This window comes from Candidatus Eisenbacteria bacterium, assembly GCA_020847735.1.
GTDB lineage: Bacteria > Eisenbacteria > RBG-16-71-46 > RBG-16-71-46 > RBG-16-71-46 > CAIXRL01.
Genome location: JADLBL010000001.1, coordinates 180155 through 201595, shown reverse-complemented (window position 1 = coordinate 201595; position 21441 = coordinate 180155). Strand labels below are relative to the sequence as shown.

The window sequence follows — 21441 nt, the reverse complement described above, 5'->3', positions numbered from 1 at the left end:
ACCGCGGACCGGACCCGCCGGAGCTTCAGGCGTCGCCGGCGTCCGGGGGTCCGGGCGCGAAGCGCTGCTTCCACTCCGCGAGCGTCCGCAGCGCCTCCAGCGGCGTCATCCCGTCGGGATCCGCCCGGCGCAGCGCGGCAAGCAGGTCGTGCCCGGACGGCGCCGCCGGCCCGACCACCGAGTCGAACAGCGGCAGCGGTCCCGGGCCGGCGGCCGGCTTGCGGCCGGGGCGGGCGTGCTTCTCCAGATGCTCGACGGTCCGCTCGCTTTCGAGTTCGGCCAGCACCTCGCGGGCGCGCGCCAGCACCGGCTCGGGGAGCCCCGCAAGCTTGGCGACATGGATGCCGTAGGAGCGGTCCGCGGCGCCTTCGGCGACCCGGTGCAGGAAGACGATGCCTTCGCCCCATTCCTTGACCGTGACGTGGACATTGGCGAGCCGGGGCAGCGTCTCGGCGAGCTGCGTCAGCTCGTGGTAGTGGGTCGCGAAGATCGTGCGCGGGCGGGAGCCCGAGCCCGCGTGCAGGTGCTCGGTGACCGCCCACGCCAGCGCCAGTCCGTCGTAGGTCGCGGTTCCGCGGCCGATCTCGTCGAGCAGCACCAGCGAGCGGCTGGTGGCGCCGCGCAGAATGTCCGCGGTCTCGCTCATCTCGACCATGAAGGTGGACTGACCCGCCCCGAGGCGGTCCGCCGCCCCGACGCGTGTGAACAGGCGGTCCACCAGCCCCAGCGTCGCGCGCTCGGCGGGCACCCATGAGCCGGTCTGGGCCAGCAGCACGATCAGCGCCACCTGGCGAAGGTAGGTGCTCTTGCCGCCCATGTTCGGCCCCGTCAGCAACAGCACCTGCCGGCTCGCGCCCTCCAGTCGGACGGAGTTGGCCACGAACTCGCCGCGCGGCAGCAGCCGCTCGACGACCGGATGACGCGCCGCCTCCAGGCACAAGCGGTCCGAATCCTCGAGCTGCGGCCGCACCCAGCCGTAGCGCACCGCCGCCTCGGCGAGCGCCGCTTCCGCGTCGAGCCGGCCGAGCGCCTCCGCGGCCGCCTGCAGCGCGGGAACGTGTCCGGCGCACGCCTCGCGCAGGGCGACGAACAGCTCGTGCTCGCGTGCCCGGAGCTTTTCCTCGGCGCCGAGGATCTCCGCCTCCCGCGCCTTCAGCGCCGGCGTGACGTAGCGCTCCGCATGGGTCAGCGTCTGCCGACGTTCGTAGTCGGCCGGCACCTTTTCACGGTGCGCGTTCGTGACTTCGAGGTAGTAACCGAAGACGCGGTTGAAGCCGACCTTGAGGCTCGCGATGCCGCTGCGCGAGCGCTCGGCCGATTCGAGCTCGGCGATCCAGCGCTTGCCGGAATGCGCGAGATCGTCGAGTTCGTCCCGCACCGCGTCCCAGCCCGCACGGAGGACCCCGCCCTCGCGGCTGACGGGCGGGGGCTCGGCGACCAGCGCGCGCTCGAGCTGTTCGCGCAGCCCTGATGGAACGGCGAGCGCGACCCGCGCCGCTTCGCCGCCCGGAAAGCCGGCCAGCCCTTCCGCCAGGTCCGGAAGCCGGACGAGCGCGTCGCGCAGCGCGCCGAGATCGCGGGGCGTCGCCTTCGCGCAGGCGATGCGGGCCGCCAGACGCTCGAGGTCGGGCATGCTCCGCAACGCCTCGCGGAAGGAGCCGCGCGGGGCCGCGGGTTCCTGCCAGGCGGCGACGGCTTCCTGCCGGGCCGAGATGGCGGCGAGGTCGGCCAGCGGCCGTTCGAGCCAGCCCCGCAGCCGGCGGGCGCCGAGCGGCGAGACCGTCAGGTCGAGGTGATGCCAGAGCGTGTGCCGGGCCTCGCCTCCCGGCTGCGGCGCGAACAACTCGAGGTGGCGGGCCGTCGCGGCGTCGTACTGCAGCACCGGGTCGCCGCTCCAGCGCTCCGGGCGCGTCATCTGCAGCGCGGCTCCGCCCTGCGTGCGGTCGAGGTAGTCGAGCGCGCCCGCCGCCGCCGCCAGCGCCAGCGGCTCGCCCGCGAACCGCGCGGCGACCCGCGCTCCCCAGCGCGAGACGGGCACCGTCCCGTCGGTGAAGCGCTCGCGCGGCGCCGAACTGCGCGCACCGGGCAGGCCGCGAAGCAGCCGCTCGCAATGCCCGGCCGCCTCGGCGTCGAGCGGCGAAGGCAGCAGCCACTCGGCGACCGGCGTGCGCCCGAGCGTCCCCGAGAGTTCCTCCCAGCCCGATTCCGCCAGGCGCAGCGTGCCGGTCGAGGCGTCGGCGAGGCAGACGCCGACTCGCCCGCCCTCCGGCCACAGCGCCGCCAGCCAGTTGTGCGTGGCGACCTCGAGGAACGTGTCGCTCGTCACCGATCCGGGAGTCAGGACCTCCGTGACGCCGCGCTGGACGAGGCCCTTCGCCTGCGCGGGATCCTCGAGCTGGTCGCAGATCGCGACCTTGTGGCCCAGGCGCAGCAGGCGCGCGACGTAGCCGTCGCGCTGATGCCAGGGGATGCCGCACATCGGGATCGGCTCGGGATCCTGCTTGTTGCGCGACGTCAGCGTCAGGCCCAACAGCTGGGCGCCGCGAACCGCGTCCTCGAAGAACATCTCGTAGAAATCGCCGAGTCGGAAGAACAGGAAGGCGTCCGGGTGCCCTTCCTTGGTGGCGAGGTATTGCTTCATGAGCGGCGTCGTTCGCGCCGCCGTCGCGGGGACTCCGGTCGCGTGCGTCACGGCGCCATCACCTGCCAGCCGACGCCGAGCGTGGCCTGCGCCCGCTCTCCGGCGGACTCCGCCTCCTCGCGCGTCGCATAGCTGCCGAGGCGCACGACCCACAGCGTCGGCCGTGCCCCCTCGCCGCGCCGTTCGATCACCTGCACGCCCGCGAACCCCGCCTTCTTCGCCTGCGCGGACAGCGACCGGGCGCGTTCGCGATCGGCGAACACCCCGATCTGCACCCCCACGGGGCCGGAACCCACCGGGAGCGTGACGGCCGCGCCGAGGCGCGTGGCCTCGAGGCTGCGCGGGTACTCGCGGGCGAGCCGCCGGCGTGCCTCGCGGGCTTCGTCCGTGCGATGCAACTGTTCCGCCAGGGCCGCCTCGCGCTCGAGCGCCGCCGGTCCCGCCTCGCCGGGATCGCCGGCGAGCAGCGCCTGCAGGACCTCCAGCGAACGATCGGGCCGGCGCTCGACGTCCCACGCCTGCGCCGTGCCCAGCTCGGCCAGCGCGCGACGCGCCGGCGCTTCGCGCGCCGCGTCCGCGAAGGCCTTTCTCGCGGTCGCGCCCTCCCCGAGCGCGAGCGAGCACAGCCCCATCCAGTAGCGGGCCTCTCCCCGTTCGCCCTCCGGGCCGCGGGCGGACGCGCGGCCGAACGCGTCACGCGCCTGCCGATACTCTCCGCGCGCGTAGTGAAGCTCGCCCAGCGCGAGCGCGGCATCCGCGATCGTGACGCCCCTGGCGGGCGCCACCTCCCAGGCGCGAAGGCGCAGCAGGCAGCTGTCGGCGGACAGCGACCGCGGCAGGCCGCGCCAGGCTTCGGCCGAGCCGGCGAGGGCGCCGCCGGGAGCGGCCAGAAGCACGAGCAGGAAGGCGATCGGGAGGCGCATGGGCTGGCGAGAATAGGGTGCCCGGCAACTCCCCGCCAGCCCCGAGGGACGCCGCCCCCCGGTCCGGGCCGGGACGACGAAGGCCGGCCCGCTTTCGCGGGCCGGCCTCGTGTGCGTGCGGCGGGGCCTACTCGTCGGCCACGTCGTCGTCGGCCTTGGAGCGCGGCGCGGAGGCGTCCTCGACGGGCGGATTGGCGGCGATGCGCGCCCGCACCTGGTTCCGCTTCGAGGTCCACTCGGCCAGGGCGATGTCGTCCTGCTCCGTGAGCCACGCCTTGACGCTGAGGATGAGCCGGTGGTTCGGCACGTCCACGCGCGTCACCTTCATGATCAGGTTCTCGCCCACCTCGAAGGCGTCGTTCGGACGCTTGAGGTCGTCGATGCCCAGCTGCGAGAGCGGGATGAAGCCCTCGATGCCTTCGCCCAGGTCCACGATCGCCCCGCGGTCGAACAACCGGTTGACCGCGCCGGTCAGTTCCATGCCGGCCGGGAACTTCTCGGCCAGCATCGGCCACGGATCCTCGGAGCCCTGCTTGAGGCCCAGGCTGATGCGGCGGTGCTCCTTGTCAATGGACAGCACCACGACCTCGACCGCGTCGCCCTTCTTGAGGACCTCGCTCGGGTGCGCCACGCGCTTCGTCCACGACATGTCGGAGACGTGCACGAGGCCGTCAATCCCCTCCTCGAGCTCGACGAAGGCGCCGAAGTTCGTCAGGTTGCGGACCTTGCCCTTCACGCGCATGCCGGGCGGGTACTTCAGGTCGAGCGTCAGCCACGGATCCGGCTCCACCTGCTTGAGGCCCAGCGAGATCTTCTCGTTCGCCTTGTCCACCTTGAGGACGACGGCCTCGATCATGTCGCCGATGTTGACGACCTTGGAGGGGTGGCGCACGTGGCGCGTCCACGACATCTCGGACACGTGGATCAGCCCCTCGATGCCCTTCTCCAGCTCGACGAACGCGCCGTAGTCGGTGATCGAGACGACCTTGCCCTTGATGCGATCGCCCACCTTGTACTTCTCGTCCACGCCTTCCCACGGATAGGCGTCGAGCTGCTTCAGGCCGAGGGAAATCCGCTCCTTCTCGGGGTCGAAGTTCAGCACCTTGACGCGCACCTTGTCGCCGATCTTGACCAGTTCGCTCGGGTGACCGACGCGGCCCCACGACATGTCCGTGATGTGCAGCAGGCCGTCGATGCCGCCGAGGTCCACGAACGCGCCGAAGTCGGTGATGTTCTTGACCACGCCTTCGCGGATCTGATCCTTCGCCAGATCCTTGAGGATGGTCGCCTTCATCCGGTCGCGCTCCTCCTCGAGCACGGCGCGGCGCGAGACGACGATGTTCCGGCGGCGCTTGTTGAGCTTGATGATCTTGACGGAGACCGCCTGCCCCAGCAGGGCGTCCACGTTCTGGACCTGGCGCAGAGCGATCTGCGAGCCGGGCAGGAACGCCTCGACCCCGTACAGGTCCACCACCACACCGCCCTTGATCTTGCGAATGAGCCTGCCCTCGACCACCTGGCCGTTGTCGTGGGCCTCCTTCACGCGATCCCAGACGCGCACGAAGTCGGCGCGCTGCTTCGAGAGCACGACCAGTCCGTCCTGGTTCTCCATCTTCTCGAGGAAGACCTCGAGGATGTCTCCGACCTTGATGGCGGACGGGTCGGGGAACTCGCTGAGCGAGATGATGCCCTCGCTCTTGAAGCCGACGTCCACCAGCACGTCCTTGTCGTCGATGGACAGGACCGTGCCGCGCACGATCTCGCCCTCGCCGATGGAGCGCATGGACTCTTCGTACTGCCCGAACATTTCCTGCCGCTGTTCGAGGGTGAGTTCCTCCTCGTCCTCGTAGTTGATCGGGACGAGCGGCAGCGGCGGTGCCCGCCGGACCGGCGCGGGGTTGGGGGTGTGTTCCGTGGTTTCCAGCATGGGGACAGAAGCCTCCTGCGATATGGAATGGGGAACCGGCGCTAGGCCGGTCCGCGTGAAGCCGTGTGTCGCTGGCGATTCCGGATCTCGGCGATCTCCCGCATCAGACCGTCGCCGATCCGCTGGTAAAGCGCCCGGCCGGGTGCGAGGTCCGACCCGGGGCCCGCCAGTTCCTGCCAGCTGCGCGCCGGGCCGAACCCGACGCACAACTTCGACCGCCGGGTGAGCCATCCTCCCGGCCGGTCACTGCCCGAGATGTAACAGGGAACGATCCGCGCGTCCGTGCCGACCGCAAGCATTCCGACTCCGGGGCGGGCGGGATGCAGCTCGCCGTCCCGCATCCGGCTGCCCTCCGGGAACATGATGAGCGCTTTTCCACCCCGGAGAACGTCCTGGGCCTTCGACAGTCCGCTCAGGTCCGCGACGCCGCGCCGGATGGGAATGGCGTTGTAGGTGCGGATGAGCCAACCGAACACGGGCGGGCGGAACAATTCCTCCTTGGCGAGGAAGTGCAGCTCCCGGACCGCGGCGATGCCGACCAGCGGCGGATCGAGGAACGAGACGTGGTTCGAGGCGACGATCAGTCCGCCCGAACGCGGGATGTTCTCCCGCCCCCGCACCTCCATGCCGCTGGCGACCCTGACGAGGCCTTCCAGCAAGAACCGCGTGGCACTATAGAGCAGACCCAAGAAATCTCCTAACCCGTGGGGTGCCCCCGGCCGGACCCGTCCCAACGCGGCCGGACCGCACCGGCCCAACGCCAGGGGCCGCTACCCCGTCCCGGGGCCGCCCGGGCAATCCGGCCGGCCGGTGACGAGGTCCAGCACCGCCTTCACCTGCTGCTCGAGCTCCATGCCCGAAGTGTCCACCACGCGGGCGCCCTCGGCCGCGCGCAGCGGACTGTCCGCGCGCGTGCGGTCGCGCTCGTCGCGCCGCGCCAGGTCCTCCCGGACCTCCTGCAGCGTCACGGCGATCCCGCGCGAATGCAGTTCCCGGCAGCGGCGCTGGGCGCGCGTGTCGAGGTCGGCGTCGAGGTAGACCTTCACCTCGGCGTCCGGGAACACCACCGTTCCCAGGTCGCGACCTTCGCCCACCAGCGGGCCCTTGTCGCGCAGGGCCCGCTGCCACAGGACGAGCTGGCGGCGAACCTGCGGCACCGCCGCGACCCGCGAGGCCATTTCGCTCACCTCGGGCGTGCGAATGGCTTCGCTCACGTCCTCGCCCTCGAGAAACACGTGCGCGGCCGAGGGCGTGCCCGTGAACTCGATGCGCGTCGAAGCGGCCAGGGCGCCCAGTCGCTCGGCGTCGTCCGCGTGCGCTCCCTCGCGCAGCGCCTTGAGCGCCAGCGCGCGGTAGAAGGCGCCCGTGTCCAGGTAGAGGAAACCCAGACGCTCCGCGACCGCGCGCGCGGTGGTGCTCTTGCCGGCCGCCGACGGCCCGTCGATGGCGACGACGAAGCTCACGCCGCGCTCTCGACCGACGCGCCGAGCGCGGCGAGGTCGCTCCAGAATCCCGGATACGAGGTCGCGACGGCGCTCACGTCGTCGAAGCTCACCGGCCCGAGTGCGCGTGTCGCGAGCGCGGCGAACGCCATGACGACACGGTGGTCGAGATCCGCTTCGATCCGGCCGCCGCGGGGCACGCCGCCCTCGACCTCGAGGCCGTCGGGCAGTTCCCGGGCGGTCACTCCGACGCGTCCGAGGTTGCGCACCAGCGAGGCGATCCGGTCGCTCTCCTTGCCGCGCAGCTCGGCGGCCCCGACCACCCGCGAAACCCCGCGGGCCGCGCTCGCGGCGATCACCCAGGCGGGCACTTCGTCCACGAGCCTGGGCACCCACTGCGCCGGAACGTCGAAGGGAAGCAGTTCGCCCGGTCCTCGCACGGTCACGTCACCGACGGGCTCCCCGGCCGCTTCGGAGCGATCACGGATTTCGACCCCGGCCCCCATTTCCGCCAGCACGTCGAGCAGGCCCGTGCGCGTCGGGTTGAGGCTGACACCGGCGGCGGTCACGGCCGCTCCCGGCGTCGCCGCCGCGGCGGCGAGCAGGAACGCCGCGGCCGAGAAATCCCCGGGCACCGTCACCACGGCGCCGCTGGGCACCGTGGGCGTCACGCGCACCGCCCGTCCGCCGTCGGTCCGCGGCGTCACCTCGAGCGGCACGCCGAAGGCGGGCAGCATGCGCTCGGTGTGGTCGCGTGCCGGCCCCGGCAGCGACACGCGCGTCGCTCCGTCCGCGAACAGTCCGGCGAGCAGCAGGCAGGTCGCGACCTGCGCGCTCGCCACCGGCACTTCGTAGTCGATTCCGCGCAGCGCGGCGCCTCTCACCCGCAGCGGCGGGCGCCCGCCCTCGGCGCAGACGACGCCCGCGCCCATGCGGCCGAGCGGCTCGGCGATTCGCGCCATGGGCCGGCGCCGGAGCGAAGCGTCGCCGTCGAGCACGCACTCGCCCCGGAGCGCGGCGACGATGCCGGTCGTGAGCCGCATCGTGGTGCCGGAGTTCCCGCACTCCAGCCGCAGTCCGTCCGAGGCCGGCTCCCTCGCCGTGCCGCGCACGACGATCTCGTCGCCGTCCTGGCGAACGCCTCCGCCCAGCGCCGCGGTCACGGCCAGGGTGTGGCCGCAATCCTCTCCGCGGTTGACGCCGCGAAGCCGCGTCTCACCGGTGGCCAGCAGTCCGAAGAGCATCGCCCGATGCGTGATGGACTTGTCGCCGGGCGGCCGGAACCGGCCGCCGAGCACGCGGCCCGCGCGGACCAGCGGACCGCCGTGGGTCATCGCGTTCCGCGCTGCGCCCCGCGGGTCCGCCGCGGCGCCGCGACCCGCGAACCCGCGGTCCGGCTCGAGCCGGCGCGGGCCGTCCGCTTGCGCGCCGGCGCCTTCTTGCCGGCCGGGCTCGGGGCCAGCGCGGCCCGCAGCGCCTGCAGATTGCGCCAGGTCACGAACTCCTCGAGCAGCTCGCTCTTGGCGCGCTCCAGTCCCGAGAACATGCACGCCAGCTGGTAGCGCGGATCCGACTTGCGCTGCGGCAGCAACTCGCAACGCACGACGATGCCTTCGCACTTGACCAGTTCCTGCGCATGTCCCCGTCCGGGGAGTTTCGGCAGCACGATGGTGAGCTGCACTTTCGAGAGCGGCGGCAGGAAGTGCGAGCTCAGGCAGTACACGCCGCTCGCGGAGATGTTCTGACTCTCGGTGACGATCTGCGCCGACGGCCCGCCGTCGGGCGCCCCTTCGACCCGCATGCTCAGCCGCGCGTCCACGCGCAGGCTGACGCGACGCTCCCGTCGCCGGGTCGTTTTCTTCACCACCATCCTTACCTCCTGTGTCCGCCGCGGCGGCCGCGCCGCGGGCCAGTGGGTACGAGCGCGAAGTCACATTCGCGCGCCGGAACGTCGACGCGCGCGACGACGATCTCGACGGGATCCCCGAGCGCGAAGCGCCGGCGCGTCCGCCGGCCCACGAGTCGGACTCCCGCGGGATCGAGGTCGAACCGATCGTCCAGATCCATCCCGACGCGCACGAAACCGTCCACGGGCACGTCGTCGAGCTCGACGAAGAATCCTCGGGGTACGAGGCCGGAGATACTACCCGATGCGCGCTCCCCGAGTCGCCCCTCGAGCCAGCGCAGGCCCTTCACGCGCACGGCCTCGCGCTCGGCCTCGGTCGCGTTCTGTTCGGCGGCGCTGCAGCGCGCGGCGAGTTCCGCGTTCGCCGCCGGATCCCAGGCGCCGTCGCGCCGGCGCTCCAGCCACTCGCGCACGCGGCGATGAACGTGCAGGTCGGGGTAGCGCCGGATGGGCGAGGTGAAATGGCAGTACTCGCGCGCCGCGAGCCCGAAGTGCCCGAAGTCGCGCTCGTCGTAGCGGGCGCGCGTCAGCGAACGCAACGCCAGGCGGTGGACGACCCGGCGGTGCGCATCGTCGAGCGGAACGGCGAGCAGCGCCTGCAGCGCCCGATGGGGCTCGTCGGCGCGCCCGAGTCGCGGCAGGCCGAGCGCGCGCAGCATCCCGTCCAGTTCGACCAGCTTGCGCTCGTTCGGCGGCAGGTGCACGCGCCACAGCATCCCGGCGCCGCGCACCGCGCCGGCTTCCCCCACGCAGCGGTTGGCGAGCAGCATGAACTCCTCGACCAGTTCGTGGCTCTCGAGGTGCGGCCGGCGCTCGACTCGCAGCGGGACGCCCCGTTCGTCCACGACCGCACGGGTCTCGGGCGACTCGATCGCCAGCGCGCCCACCGCGAGGCGGTGCCGGCGAAGCAGGCGGGCCAGCTCCATGAGCCGCTCGCAGGCCCGCTGCAGGTCCGCGGGCAACGGCGTGCCTCCCGTGAGCGCCGCCTCGACGCGCTCGTAGGTGAGCCCGGCGCGACTGCGCACGACCGTGGCCGCGAAACGATAGCCGTGCAGCAGCCCGGAGGCCTCGAAGGTCGCGAACACGCTCAGGGCGAGCCGATCCACGCCCTCGCGCAACGAGCACAGATCCGCCGAAAGGCGCTCGGGCAGCATCGGCACGACGCCATCGGGCAGGTAGCAGCTGGTGCCGCGCTCGCGCGCCTCCGCGTCGAGCGCGCCACCCTCGCGCACGTAGTGGGAAACGTCGGCGATGTGAATCCCGACCTCGATCCGGCCGTGACCGGCCGGACGGAGGGACAGGGCGTCGTCGTGGTCCCGGGCGTCCTGCGGATCGATCGTGAAGACCAGCGTGTCGCGCAGGTCCTCGCGCCCGCGAAGTTCGTCGCCGCCGGGCTCGCGGCACGCGTCGGCCTCGGCGAGGACGGCGGCGGAAAACCGGGTGCGAAGCCGGTACTGCGAGGCGATCGCCAGCGGATCGAACTCGGGCCGGTCGTCCGCGCCCAGCACCTCCACGAGGTGCGCCGGCTCGTCCGGCGGCACCTCGGCGATCACGTAGTCACCGTCCTCCGGCGCGTGAGCGCCGCGCCAGACCAGCGGCCGGATGCCGCCGGGCCAGCGCCTCGCGGGGTCGAATGTCCAACGGCCGCGCGCGAAGTGCGCGCGGCCGAGGATGCGTCGGGCCGGTTCGGCGTCCCGCAGGGGCCGGTCAGCGGATGCGCTTCTTATGACGGTTCTTCCGCAGGCGCTTCTTACGCTTGTGGGTGGCGATCTTCTTGCGCTTCCGCTTCTTTCCAGAACCCATTCCTGCTCCTTGTCGACGCGGCCGTCAGCCTGCGGCCGTCTGTTCCGGTTGTTTGCTCTCCAGCACGAGAGCCTTGAGCTCGCGGCTGGGCTTGAACACGGGCACGAGCTTCGCCGGCACCAGGACTTCCGTTCCGCTTCGGGGGTTGCGGGCACGGCGGGCGCGGCGTTCGCGGACCTTGAACGTGCCGAATCCGCGGATTTCGAGATGTTTCCCCTCGCTCAACGCGCGGCACACCGCGTCGAGCAGGCCATCGACGATGATCGCCGCGTGGGCACGCGAGATGCCGCTCTGCTGCGCGATCTCCTCGACCAGATCCGCCTTCGTCATGTGGGCTCCCCCTGAAGAACCTCGACGAGTTCAGTTCGATGCCGGACGGCACGCGCATCCGGAAGACCGGCACGCCCCGGCCGCGGCGCGCGGAGGGGACGTGGGACGGCTTTCCGGGGCGGTTCCGACGGCGAAGACACTCCATTGGCGCCGGACGGACGATTCCCCGCAGTGCGGGCACGGCGGCGCCGGTGAATCCCAGCGATCCAGCAGCGACTCGAAGCGATGACTGCACGCCGCGCAGCGGTACTCGTAAAGCGGCACGCGACCTCCGCGAAACACGGTCCAGAAAATACGCGGGAAGCCGCCCCGCGGTAAAGCCGGAACTCCGCGGCCGCCCTCAGGTCGGCAGGTCCGTCTCGTCCACGACCCCGACGATCACGGTGCGCACCGGGCCGCGCGGCTTGCCGAGCACCTGCGCCGCGGCGTTTCCCTCGTCGGCCACGAGCACGCGGTCGCCGGGACCGGCGTCCACCGTGTCCACGGCGATGACGGTCGCCGGCTGGGGCCGGCCGGGAGTTTGCTCCGGTCGAACGAGCAGCAGGCGCTGCGCGGACAGGTGCGCGTGCTTGACCGTGGCCACGACCTCGCCCACGACGCGCGCGAGGAACATCAGCGAGCCTCGCGGACCGAATCCACGATCCCGACGATCGCGGCGTCGGCCGGGTTCTCCGGATCCTGCAGCGCCACCGCCGCCTCGCGTCCTCGCACGTAGAAGACCAGCTGCCCCGGCGCCGCCGAGACCAGATCCACCGCCGCGAGAGGCCGCGCTCCGACGGACGCTCCGCCGGAATCGCAGGGTTCGAGCAGCAGCAGCCGCGCGCCGCGCCAGGCCCCGACCTTCTCGGTGCAGACCACCGTGCCGGTGACGCGCGCGAAGTTCATCCGCCCAGCCGGCCGCGCAACTGCGGATCGAGCCGCGGGATGACGACGGCGCGGGCGAGCAGGCCGCGGCGCAGCGCGTCGGCGCGCCCCGCCTCCACCGCCGCCTGGACGTCGCTCACCGCGCCCGACAGCGTCACAACGCCCTTGCCACCGATGCCGTTCGCGAGGCGAAGGTCGCGGATCGTCACGTTCGCCGCCTTGGCCGCGACGTCGGCCGCGACGATCGCCGAGGCCGCGGTCAGGGTTTCGAGCAGGCCCAGGGAATCCTCGAGCCCCGTCGGCACGACTCCCCGCAGGGCGGGAAGCACCCCGGCGTGCAGCTGCGGCAGGAACAGCTGGTCGAGCAGCGTCTCGGCGGCCAGTTCGACGCCGCGCCCGTGCGCCGAGCGCACCGCCGCCACCTCGCCGCCAATCAGCACCCAGTAGCGGCCCGGGCTCAGCGTCGTGGACTGCAGCAGTTCGACCTCGGCCTGCTTGAGCATGCCGTCGGCCGTGACCACGCCCTGGGCGATGCTCGAGGTCTCGACCGCGGCGATGGCGACGGGGTTCATACGATCCGGAACCGGTCCACGAGGCTGCAGCGGCGCAGCCGCGTGAAGCTGCGCGCCGTGGTCATGCCCTCGCCGGTCGGGCTCGCGATGGTGAAACTGGTCGGACCTTCGCCGTTCCAGCCGAGCCCCGAGGCGTTCGGGCCGTTCTTGACGAAGATGGAGCAGTCGCAGGCGCGCGCCATCTTCGAGAGCTTGTCGATGTTGCGCGAGTGCATCGAGGCCGTGTGCCGGAAGCCGTGCTCGACCTCGACGGCGAACTCGATCGCCTCGTCCACGTTGCGCACGCGGACCAGCGGCAGCACCGGCATCATCAGTTCGGTCCACAGGAACGGATGGTCGCCGTCCACCTCGCACAACGCCAGCCGGCGCGAGGGATCGCAGGAGATGCCGGCTTCGCGCAGGATCACGTCCACGTTCCTGCCCACGTACTTCTTGTTCACACCGGCGTGCTTGCGCGGCCCCTTCTCGTACTCGAGCACGAGCCGGCGCAGCGTCTCGACCTGGTGCGGCGGCAGCACGATCGCGCCGGCGCGGCCCATCGCTTCCTTCAGCCGGTCGGCGACGATCGAGACGCAGACGATCTCCTTTTCGTCCGTGCAGATGATGTTGTTGTCGAGCGAGGCGCCCATGACGAGGTCGCGCGCCGCCTGCTCGAGGTCGGCGGTCTCGTCCACGACCGAGGGCGGGTTGCCCGGTCCGGCGCAGATGGACTTCTTGCCCGAGGCCATCGCCTCCCGGACCACGCCCGGCCCTCCGGTCACGACGTTGAGCCGGATGCCGGGGTAGCGCAGCAGGGCCTGCGCGACCTCGATCGTCGGCTCCTCGATCGAGTGCAGGAGCGGCTCGGGCGCTCCGCCGCGGCGCGCGGCGCGGTTGAACAGGTCGATCGTCGCCGACGAGACCTTGCGCGCGCTCGGGTGCGGGCAGAACACCGCGGTGTTGCCGCCGGCGATCATGCCGATGCCGTTGCAGATGATCGTCTCGGACGGGTTCGTGACCGGCGTGATGACCGCCAGCGGCCCGTAGGGGGCGCGCTCGAACAGCGTCAGGCCGTGGTCGCCGGTGCGAACCTCCGGCACCAGGTCCTCGATGCCCGGAGTCTTCTCGGTGACGAGGCGGTTCTTGAGGATCTTGTCCTCGACCCGCCCGAGTCCGGTCTCGCTCACCGCCAGCTTCGAAAGCGTCTCGAGGCTGGCGAGCATCGTCCTGCGGATCGAGGCGATGATCCGGTCGCGCGTCTCGAGCGGCACCTCGCGGAACGCCGCGAACGAGCGGCGGGCCGCCGCCACGGCCTCGTCGAGCGTGCGGTGGATACCGAGCGCGCCGCCGCCCGCGGCGTCGCCGCCGTCGAGGCGATCCAGCACCTCGGCGACGATGGACTCGATGCGCGCCGGATCGAGGGACATGAGCTTCAGCCCGGCAGCCCTGCGCGCTTCAGATAGACGTCACGGCCGCCCGTCTCGACCGCGTCCACGATCCCGCAGATGACGTGGTCCACCGGCCGGTCCTTCGTCACCTCGGTCAGGCGCGCCGAGGAGCCGGCCGCGACCAGCACCAGCTCGCCCGCCCCGGCTCCCACGGCGTCCACCGCCACCACGAAGTTGCCGGCCGGCTTGAACTGACCGTCCACCTCGCGCGCGAGCATGAGTTTGAGCCCGGAGAGTCCGGCGTCCTTGCGCGTGGACACGACCGTGCCGAGCACCTGCGCGAGAATCATCGCTACTTCTTGGCCGCGGTTTCGGGGTGCCGGATGGGCAGCGCGTCCTCGAGCTGGCCGTGCGGACGCGGAATGACGTGCACCGACACGACCTCGCCGACCTTGGCGGCGGCCGCCGCGCCGGCCTCGGTCGCGGCACGAACCGCGGCGACGTCGCCGCGAACCACGGTCGTCACGTAACCGCCACCGATCTTCTCGTAGTGAACGAGCGTCACCCGCGCCGCCTTCACCATGGCGTCGGACGCTTCGACCATCGCGACGAAGCCGCGGGTCTCGATCAGGCCAAGAGCCTCTTCCTGCATGGCACCCTCCGTGTGGTCCAGCGGTGCGGGCGTGCGCGGAGCCCCGTCAGGAGCCGCGCCGTTCCAGCATGAACTCGATATCGGGCGCCGGGGACGGAATCACGTGGGCGCGCAGCAACTCGCCCACCCGCGCGCCCTGGGCCGAGCCCGCCGCCACGGCGGCCTCGACTTCGGCCAGGGGTCCCCGAACGAGAATCGTGACCAGCGCGGAGCGCACCACCTCGTAGCGGACGATCTCGACACGGGCCGCCTTCGCCATGGCGTCGGCGGCCTCGACGGCCGCCGTGAAACCGCGTGTTTCCACCAGGCCGAGCGCCCGGCGGGCTCGAGGACTTTCCATGCGCCTCCGTACCAGCCGCCGCGGCGAGCACTGCCGTCGCGGGTGCGCGGAAGCTAACCCCCGGCCGCGCAGCGGTCAACGCCCGGGGCGGAACGCACGCGAACGCCGCGCCCCCGGAGCGGAGGGCGCGGCGTCGGATTCATGGGCCCTGGGTCGCGGTCGCGTGAGTCGAGCACGGAGGCCAATAGCGCCGCAGGCAACAGGGCCCGTCAATAAGTTCCCCGTAACGACCGTGTGCGGTCCGGTAGACTCCTTCGCTCGCGATAGGGGGATCAGCCCACCAACTGCCAATCACGAGTCGAACAGGGAACACTTCGCTGCAATCCTTGTGTTCGAGCGCGGTCCACCCGTCCGTTCGTGCGGCGGTGCCTCGCGGCCGAACTTCACCGGAGCCTCATTGCAAACGCGGTGCCGGGTCGCGCCAGCGCCCCCGGCCGGGCGGATGTGATTGCCAATGGGAACGCGAGTGCGGGATTCGCCGCGCTTCACCGCCTTCGCGACCGCCCGAGCGTTGCGACTCGCCCGCGTCGGCGTTGCGGGCGCGGCGCCGAACCGCGCACCGGGCGGCCCGGCTGGGGCAAAGCCCCCGTCGGTCGGGGCAGCGGGCGCGAAGCGCGGACCAGCCCGCCGGCGGCGTCAGGCGAAGTGGCAGGCCACCCAGTGGCCGGGCGCGACCTCGCGCAGGGGCGGTGTCTCGGCCGCGCAGCGCTCCCGGCCGGTCATCCGCTCGGCGAGGAAGCAGCGCGGATGGAACGCGCAGCCCGAGGGCGGCCTGGCCGGGCTCGGCACGTCGCCCTTCAGGACGATCCGCGACGGCTCGCGCGCCGGGTCGGGAATCGGAACCGCCGAGAGCAGCGACTGCGTGTACGGATGCAGCGGGCGGGCGTACAGCTCGTCACGGCCGGCGATCTCGACGATGCGCCCGAGGTACATGACCGCCACCCGGGTGCTGACGTGCTCGACGACCGACAGGTCGTGCGCCACGAACAGGTACGTGAGGCCGAGGCGGCGCTGCAGATCCTGGAGCAGGTTCACCACCTGCGCCTGGATCGAAACGTCGAGCGCCGAGACGGGTTCGTCGAGGACGAGCAGTTCGGGGCTCACGGCCAGCGCGCGCGCGATGCCGATGCGCTGGCGCTGCCCGCCCGAGAACTCGTGCGGATATCGGCGGGCGTGCTCGGGCGACAGGCCCACCAGTTCCAGCAGCTCGGCGACGCGGACCCGGGCCGCGGCGCCGCGGGCGAGGCGGTGGATCGCCAGCGCCTCGCCGACCATGTCCCCCACGGTCAGCCGCGGATTCAGACTCGAGTAGGGATCCTGGAAAACGATCTGCATGCGCCGCCGCATCGCCCTCAACGCGGAGCGCGGAAGGGTGGTCAGCTCGACGCCGTCGAAGCGCACGCTGCCCGAGGTGGGCTGCAGCAGCCGCAGGATCGCGCGGCCGGTCGTGGTCTTTCCGCAACCGCTCTCCCCCACGAGGCCGAGCGTCTCGCCGCGCCGGATCGTGAAGCTGACGCCGTCCACGGCCTTCACGTGTCCGCGCACGCGGCCGAACAGACCGCGCCGGATCGGGAAATGCATCCTGAGGTCGCGGACTTCGAGCAGGGCGCCGCTCACGAGCCGGCTCCCGGCGACTCCGCCGCGGCGGGCCACGCGGCGACGGTCCCCACGGCGATCTCCCCGCCGCGCCAGCAGCGCGACTGGCGTTCGCCCTCGAAGGCGACGAGCGGCGGAGCCTCGCTCCGGCAGCGGTCCACGGCGAGCGGGCAGCGCGGATGGAAGCGGCAGCCCGTCGGGAAGCGCAGCGGGTCCGGCACGCCGCCGGGAATCACCGCGAGCCGCTCGGACCTGCGGCCGAGCCGCGGAAGCGAGGCGAGCAGGCCCGCCGTGTACGGGTGCAGCGGCCGCGCGAACACATCGCGCACCGCGGCCGATTCGACCACCTGTCCGGCGTACATCACCACCACGCGATCGGCGTTCCCGGCGACGACGCCGAGATCGTGGGTGATGAGCAGTACCGCCATGCCGAACTCGCGGCGAAGCGAGGACAGCAGCTCGAGGATCTGCGCCTGGATCGTCACGTCCAGCGCGGTCGTCGGCTCGTCGGCGATCAGCACCGCCGGCCGGCAGGCCAGCGCCATCGCGATCATCACCCGCTGGCGCATGCCTCCCGACAGCTGATGCGGATATTCGTCGGCCCTCTGCTCCGGCGCCGGAATGCCGACGCGCCGCAGCAGCTCGATCGCCCGCGCGCGGGCTTCGTGGCGGCCCGGCCGCTCGTGCGTCTCGATCACCTCAGCGACCTGCGCCCCGCAGGTGTGGACGGGATTGAGCGAAGTCTGCGGCTCCTGGAAGACCATCGAGATTTCGCGCCCGCGCACGCCGCGCATCTCGGCCTCCGAAAGGGCCAGCAGGTCCCTGCCGCGCAGGCGCACCTCGCCGCCGGTGATGCGGCCGGGCGGCGAGGGCACGAGCCGCAGGATCGAGAGCGAGGTCACGCTCTTGCCGCTGCCGGACTCCCCCACGACCGCCAGCGTCTCGCCGGCATGCAGCGTGAACGAAACGCCGTCCACGGCGCGAACCACGCCGTCCTCGGTGTGGAACTGCGTCCGCAGGTCGCGAACCTCGAGCAGCGGTTCCCTCACGGACGTCCTCCGCTGGTGCCGCGCGGGTCCAGTGCGTCGCGCAGACCGTCGCCGAACAGGTTGAAAGCCATGACGGTGACGAAGATCGCCACCGCCGGCGTGTACAGCATCCACGGGGAGTTGCGCAACACGCTCAGCGAGCGCGCGTCCCCGAGCATGTTGCCCCACGAGGCCGCCGGCTCCTGCACGCCCATGCCGAGGAACGACAGGAACACCTCGCCGAGGATGTAGCCGGGCACGGCCACGGTCGCGGCGACGATCACGAACGAGGCGGTGTTGGGCAGGATGTGACGGACGATGATCCGCAGCCTGCCGGCGCCGAGCGCTTCGGCGGCGAGCACGAACTCCGCGCGCCGCAGCCCCAGCACCATGCCGCGAATGACGCGCGCCAGGGCCGCCCAGCCGAGGAGCGCGAGCACCAGCACGATGCCCAGGTAGACTTCGCGGCTGGACAGGTGCGTCGGGAAGGCGCCGCGCATCGCGACGATCAGGTACAGCGCCGGAATGCTCAGCACCAGTTCGGTGAAGCGCATCAGGACCTCGTCCGGCCAGCCACCGAAGTAGCCCGAGATCGCACCCAGGAGCAGTCCGATCGAGAACGAGATCAGGATGCCCAGCAGGCCGACGGTCAAGGAGACCTGCGCGCCGAACAGCGCGCGCGAGAGGAGGTCGCGCCCCTGCCGGTCCGCGCCGAGCAGGTAGACCCGGTCGGGCGCGTCCACGCCGAACAGGTGGCGGTCGGTGGCGAACAGGCCGAGCCAGCGATAGGACGCGCCCCGCGCGAACCAGCGCAGCGGCACCACGCGCTCAGGGTCCTCGCGGAACCCTCCGGGAGACGCGGCGTCCGCGACCGTCGCCCGGACGAAGCCTCCCGGATGGAACCGGCCGGCCCCGTCCATCCACCGCACCGGGGTCGGCGGATGGTAGAAGCGCCCGCGATCCACCTCGTTCTCGCCGTACGGGGCGAGGAACGGCGCCAGCAACGCCGCCGCGTAGAGCAGCGCCAGCAGGCCCATGCCCGCCACCGACAGCGGGCTGCTCCGGAACCGGTGCCAGGCGCGCGACCGCGGGGCCACCCGGACCTCCGCCCCCACCTCGTGCGCGACGTCAGTCATGCGAGATCCTCGGGTCCGCCGCCGCCAGCAGCAGGTCGGCGGCGAGGTTGCCCAGCACCAGCACCGTCGCGGCCACCAGCACCGCGCCCATCACGAGGTACTGGTCCTCGGTGCGGATGGCTTCCAGCGTGATCGTCCCGATTCCGGGCCACGAGAAGATGGTCTCGGCGACGAACGAACCGGAGAGCAGCGAGCCGAGCGTGAAGCCGAACAGGGTGATCATCGGGTTCAGGGCGTTGCGCAGGGCGTGGTGGGTCACCACCCGCGATTCGGACAGTCCCTTGGCCCGCGCCGTCGTCACGTAGTCGAGTTTCAGCACGTCGAGCAGGCTCGCGCGCATCTGCCGCATGCGGCTCGCGAACGGAACCAGCCCGACGACCAGCGCCGGCAGGACGAGGTGCCGCGCCACGTCCAGGGCGCGCGCGATCGCTCCCAGGTCCGCCGCGTCGTCCGAGTGCATGTTGCCGACGGGAAACCAGCCGGTGTTCGCCGCGAGCATGAGCAGGAGCATGCCGGAGAGCAGCTCGGGCACCGACAACGAGACGAACGCCGCCACCGACAGCGTCCGGTCCTGCCAGCGATGCTGACGCACGGCGGCGAGGACGCCGAACGGAATCGCCAGGCCCCAGGTCACGACCATCGCCGCCGAGGCGAGCAGCAGGGTGTTGAGGACTCCCTTGCCGAGCACGCTGAAGACGGGAAGGCGGTAGGCGAAGGAGTAGCCGAAGTCGAAATGCAGGAAGACGTTCCTGAGGTAGAGGCCGTACTGGACGTACCAGGGCTGGTCGAGGCCGAAACCCCGCCGCATCTGCTCGAGCGCTTCCGCCGGAACCTGCGGGTTCTCCGCCATCGTGGCGAGAAAGTCCCCGGGCGCGAGCTGCAGCAGCAGGAACGTCAGCGCCGAGATCCCGAGCAGCAACGGGACCAGCTGCAGCAGACGGCGGGCGATGAAGGCGCGCATCGCCCGCTCAGCGCCTCCCGGTCCCGGGGCGGACGAAGATGCGTTCCGCGTTCCACAGCACGCGCGGCGGCATCGGGCTCGGGGCGACGTTCGCGAACCGGTCGCGCACCGGGATCCGCAGGTCCATGATCGGCAGCCAGATCAGCCAGCACTGGTCGTTGACGATCTGCATCAGCTCGTGCCACGCGGCCTTGCGCGCCGCGACGTCGCGCGTGTAGACGACGCGCTGCATCAGCGCGTCCACGCGGGCCTCCTCGGGGGAACCGGGCCGGGGAGAGCGGACGCGCCAGTAGTGCGTCGCCCCGGAGGAGCGCCAGACGTTCTGCCCCATGCCGGGATCGGCCGGCACCGCCGAGCCCTGCCCGAGCAGCATCACGTCGTAGCGGAAGTCGCGACGGTAGCGGGTGATCAGAGTGTTGAAATCGAGGGGCACGAGAGTGACCTGGATTCCGACCTTCGCCAGGTCGTCGCGGATCAGGTTCACCATTTCCTGCCGCCACGGGTTGTCGGCGTTGGTCGTGATGTCGAAGGCGACGGGGTGGCCGCCCGCGTCCTCGAGCTGGCCGTCGCCGTCACGATCCTTCATCCCGAGCCCGGCCAGCAGGCGCGCCGCACCGGCCGGGTCGTCGTCCACCCCCACCAGCGTCGAGTCGAACCACTTCGCGTTGCCGGGCGTCATGGTGCTCCAGTTGCGGTATCCGAAGCCGTGCAGGGGGCCGGCGATCAACGCGTCCCGATCGATGGCTTTCGAAATCGCGCGCCGGAAGTCCGCGTTCGAGAACCATGCGTACTTGACCGCGCCCACCGCCGGCTCGCCGGGCCGGCGCCCCGGCATCGCGCCCGGCGAAGGGTTGAGGTTGAACCACATGAAGTTGGTGTTGTACGACGGCCCCAGCTCGTAGAGGCGGTAGCCGCCGCGCGCCTGCCCCTTCTCGAGGCCCGGGTAATCCGCCGGGCGCAGGTTGTCGAGCGCGTCGATCTCGCCGGCCTCGAACCTGAGCGCGGCGTTGTCCTGGTCCTTCGTGACCAGGTACACGAGGGCGTCGAGATACGGCAGCCGGCCGCCGTTCGCATCCACCCCGAACCAGTAAGGGTTGCGCTCCAGCTCGACCTTCTCGCCCGGAACGAACTGCCGAAGCCGCCATGGCCCGCTGGTCACCAGCTTCGCCGCGGGCGTGTCGATGTTGTAGGCGGAGGCGAACCCACCCGAACGGAACGGCGCCTCGAGCACGTGTCGCGGCAGGATGCGGATCGAACCGGTCGCGGCCAGCATGAGCGAATACGGCCGCGGGCCGGTGACCTGGAACGTGTAGGAATCGGGGGCGGCGTAGCTGAACTTGTGGCGCTCGCCGGTGAGCGAGTCCCGCCAGGTCAGGGCTTCCTGCGCGGCCGAGCGCAGCGAGTCGTCCATGTAGACGTCGAAGCTGAACAGGACGTCGGCCGAGGTGAGCGGCTGTCCGTCGCTGAAGCGCAGGCCGTGCCGGAGGTGAAAGGTGACGGTGCGCTCGTCGGGACTGAACTCCCACGACTTCGCCACCAGCGCGATGTCGTCGCCCGTGATGTAGTCCACGTCGGTGAGCGACGTGTAGAGCTTTCCACAGACCTCGTTCGAAGAGGCCTCGTTCGCCACCACCGGGTTGAAGGTCCGCGGCGCCGAGGAAACCCCCATGCGGAAACGGCCGCCATGAACGCCGGTGCGAGCCATCGGCGTGACCATCGTGTCCGCGGGCAGCGGCACGCGGTCCACCCAGGCCTCCCGCGTGACGGGGCCACCGCATCCGCCCGCCAGTGTCACCAGCAGCAGCGTCGCGAGCGACCAGCCGTGCCGCCGCATGCGTCCTCTCCTTCCTCCGGTCGTGCGCCGCAACGCGGCGCGCGCCGAGTATAGGAAGCCCGGGCCCGCGTGGGAACCCGTCCGGATCCAGTGGCCGGGCCACCGGGCTTCGCGCCGGA

Annotated in this window: 22 protein-coding genes; all 22 read right to left on the bottom strand. The window is 71.8% G+C overall.

The annotated features are described in order from the left end of the window. Nucleotides 1-25: 25 nt before the first annotated feature. The 22 genes from mutS to IT347_00860 all read right to left on the bottom strand — a co-directional run bounded on the left by mutS (nt 26) and on the right by IT347_00860 (nt 21322). Entirely contained in the window at nt 26-2641 is a 2616-nt protein-coding gene (mutS, locus tag IT347_00965) for a DNA mismatch repair protein MutS (protein MCC6348149.1), read from the bottom strand. A gap of 47 nt (nt 2642-2688) precedes the next feature. Continuing rightward, the gene (locus IT347_00960; protein MCC6348148.1) at nt 2689-3564 is read right to left on the bottom strand and encodes an SPOR domain-containing protein; all 876 of its coding nucleotides are present in this window, start codon (nt 3562-3564) and stop codon (nt 2689-2691) included. 127 nt (nt 3565-3691) lie between these two features. Then, nucleotides 3692-5491, bottom strand: coding sequence for a 30S ribosomal protein S1 (locus tag IT347_00955; protein MCC6348147.1), 1800 nt, complete (start codon nt 5489-5491; stop codon nt 3692-3694). A gap of 41 nt (nt 5492-5532) precedes the next feature. Then, complete coding sequence (locus IT347_00950) at nt 5533-6180, bottom strand: 1-acyl-sn-glycerol-3-phosphate acyltransferase (protein ID MCC6348146.1); 648 nt, start codon at nt 6178-6180, stop codon at nt 5533-5535. A gap of 81 nt (nt 6181-6261) precedes the next feature. Then, nucleotides 6262-6954 carry a (d)CMP kinase gene (locus IT347_00945; GenBank protein ID MCC6348145.1) on the bottom strand — a complete coding sequence of 231 codons (693 nt, stop codon included), beginning with the start codon at nt 6952-6954 and terminating at the stop codon, nt 6262-6264. Next, nucleotides 6951-8267, bottom strand: coding sequence for a 3-phosphoshikimate 1-carboxyvinyltransferase (gene aroA, locus IT347_00940; GenBank protein MCC6348144.1), 1317 nt, complete (start codon nt 8265-8267; stop codon nt 6951-6953). Before aroA ends, IT347_00945 begins: the two co-directional genes overlap by 4 nt. Beyond that, nucleotides 8264-8797, bottom strand: a complete 534-nt coding sequence (locus IT347_00935) for a PilZ domain-containing protein (GenBank protein MCC6348143.1) — start codon at nt 8795-8797, stop codon at nt 8264-8266. The genes aroA and IT347_00935 overlap by 4 nt, the downstream gene beginning before the upstream one ends. An 8-nt stretch (nt 8798-8805) precedes the next feature. After that, nucleotides 8806-10392 (bottom strand): RNB domain-containing ribonuclease, encoded by a 1587-nt coding sequence (locus tag IT347_00930; protein MCC6348142.1) that lies wholly within the window; start codon nt 10390-10392, stop codon nt 8806-8808. A 274-nt stretch (nt 10393-10666) separates the two neighbouring features. Then, entirely contained in the window at nt 10667-10972 is a 306-nt protein-coding gene (locus IT347_00925; protein MCC6348141.1) for an integration host factor subunit beta, read from the bottom strand. Nucleotides 10973-11002: 30 nt separating this feature from the next. Next, nucleotides 11003-11236, bottom strand: a complete 234-nt coding sequence (locus IT347_00920; GenBank protein ID MCC6348140.1) for a zinc ribbon domain-containing protein — start codon at nt 11234-11236, stop codon at nt 11003-11005. Between the two features lie 76 nt (nt 11237-11312). Beyond that, a complete protein-coding gene (locus IT347_00915) occupies nt 11313-11585 on the bottom strand; it encodes a EutN/CcmL family microcompartment protein (protein MCC6348139.1) in 273 nt (90 codons plus the stop codon). Continuing rightward, nucleotides 11585-11857, bottom strand: coding sequence for a EutN/CcmL family microcompartment protein (locus tag IT347_00910; protein ID MCC6348138.1), 273 nt, complete (start codon nt 11855-11857; stop codon nt 11585-11587). The genes IT347_00915 and IT347_00910 overlap by 1 nt, the downstream gene beginning before the upstream one ends. Beyond that, on the bottom strand, nt 11854-12408 hold the full coding sequence (locus IT347_00905; protein ID MCC6348137.1) for a BMC domain-containing protein: 555 nt from the start codon (nt 12406-12408) through the stop codon (nt 11854-11856). The genes IT347_00910 and IT347_00905 overlap by 4 nt, the downstream gene beginning before the upstream one ends. Continuing rightward, nucleotides 12405-13814: an aldehyde dehydrogenase EutE gene (locus tag IT347_00900; GenBank protein MCC6348136.1), complete on the bottom strand. Its 1410-nt coding sequence runs from the start codon at nt 13812-13814 to the stop codon at nt 12405-12407. Before IT347_00900 ends, IT347_00905 begins: the two co-directional genes overlap by 4 nt. A 5-nt stretch (nt 13815-13819) precedes the next feature. Further along, a complete protein-coding gene (locus IT347_00895) occupies nt 13820-14125 on the bottom strand; it encodes a EutN/CcmL family microcompartment protein (GenBank protein ID MCC6348135.1) in 306 nt (101 codons plus the stop codon). A gap of 2 nt (nt 14126-14127) precedes the next feature. Then, nucleotides 14128-14427 (bottom strand): ethanolamine utilization microcompartment protein EutM, encoded by a 300-nt coding sequence (gene eutM, locus IT347_00890; protein MCC6348134.1) that lies wholly within the window; start codon nt 14425-14427, stop codon nt 14128-14130. A 46-nt stretch (nt 14428-14473) separates the two neighbouring features. Further along, on the bottom strand, nt 14474-14767 hold the full coding sequence (locus IT347_00885) for a BMC domain-containing protein (GenBank protein MCC6348133.1): 294 nt from the start codon (nt 14765-14767) through the stop codon (nt 14474-14476). 636 nt (nt 14768-15403) lie between these two features. Next, nucleotides 15404-16348: an ATP-binding cassette domain-containing protein gene (locus tag IT347_00880; GenBank protein ID MCC6348132.1), complete on the bottom strand. Its 945-nt coding sequence runs from the start codon at nt 16346-16348 to the stop codon at nt 15404-15406. Nucleotides 16349-16380: 32 nt separating this feature from the next. Then, complete coding sequence (locus IT347_00875) at nt 16381-17412, bottom strand: ABC transporter ATP-binding protein (GenBank protein ID MCC6348131.1); 1032 nt, start codon at nt 17410-17412, stop codon at nt 16381-16383. Then, the gene (locus tag IT347_00870) at nt 17409-18527 is read right to left on the bottom strand and encodes an ABC transporter permease (protein MCC6348130.1); all 1119 of its coding nucleotides are present in this window, start codon (nt 18525-18527) and stop codon (nt 17409-17411) included. Before IT347_00870 ends, IT347_00875 begins: the two co-directional genes overlap by 4 nt. After that, nucleotides 18520-19488 carry an ABC transporter permease gene (locus tag IT347_00865; protein MCC6348129.1) on the bottom strand — a complete coding sequence of 323 codons (969 nt, stop codon included), beginning with the start codon at nt 19486-19488 and terminating at the stop codon, nt 18520-18522. The genes IT347_00870 and IT347_00865 overlap by 8 nt, the downstream gene beginning before the upstream one ends. A gap of 7 nt (nt 19489-19495) precedes the next feature. Further along, nucleotides 19496-21322, bottom strand: coding sequence for an ABC transporter substrate-binding protein (locus IT347_00860; protein MCC6348128.1), 1827 nt, complete (start codon nt 21320-21322; stop codon nt 19496-19498). Nucleotides 21323-21441 lie beyond the last annotated feature (119 nt).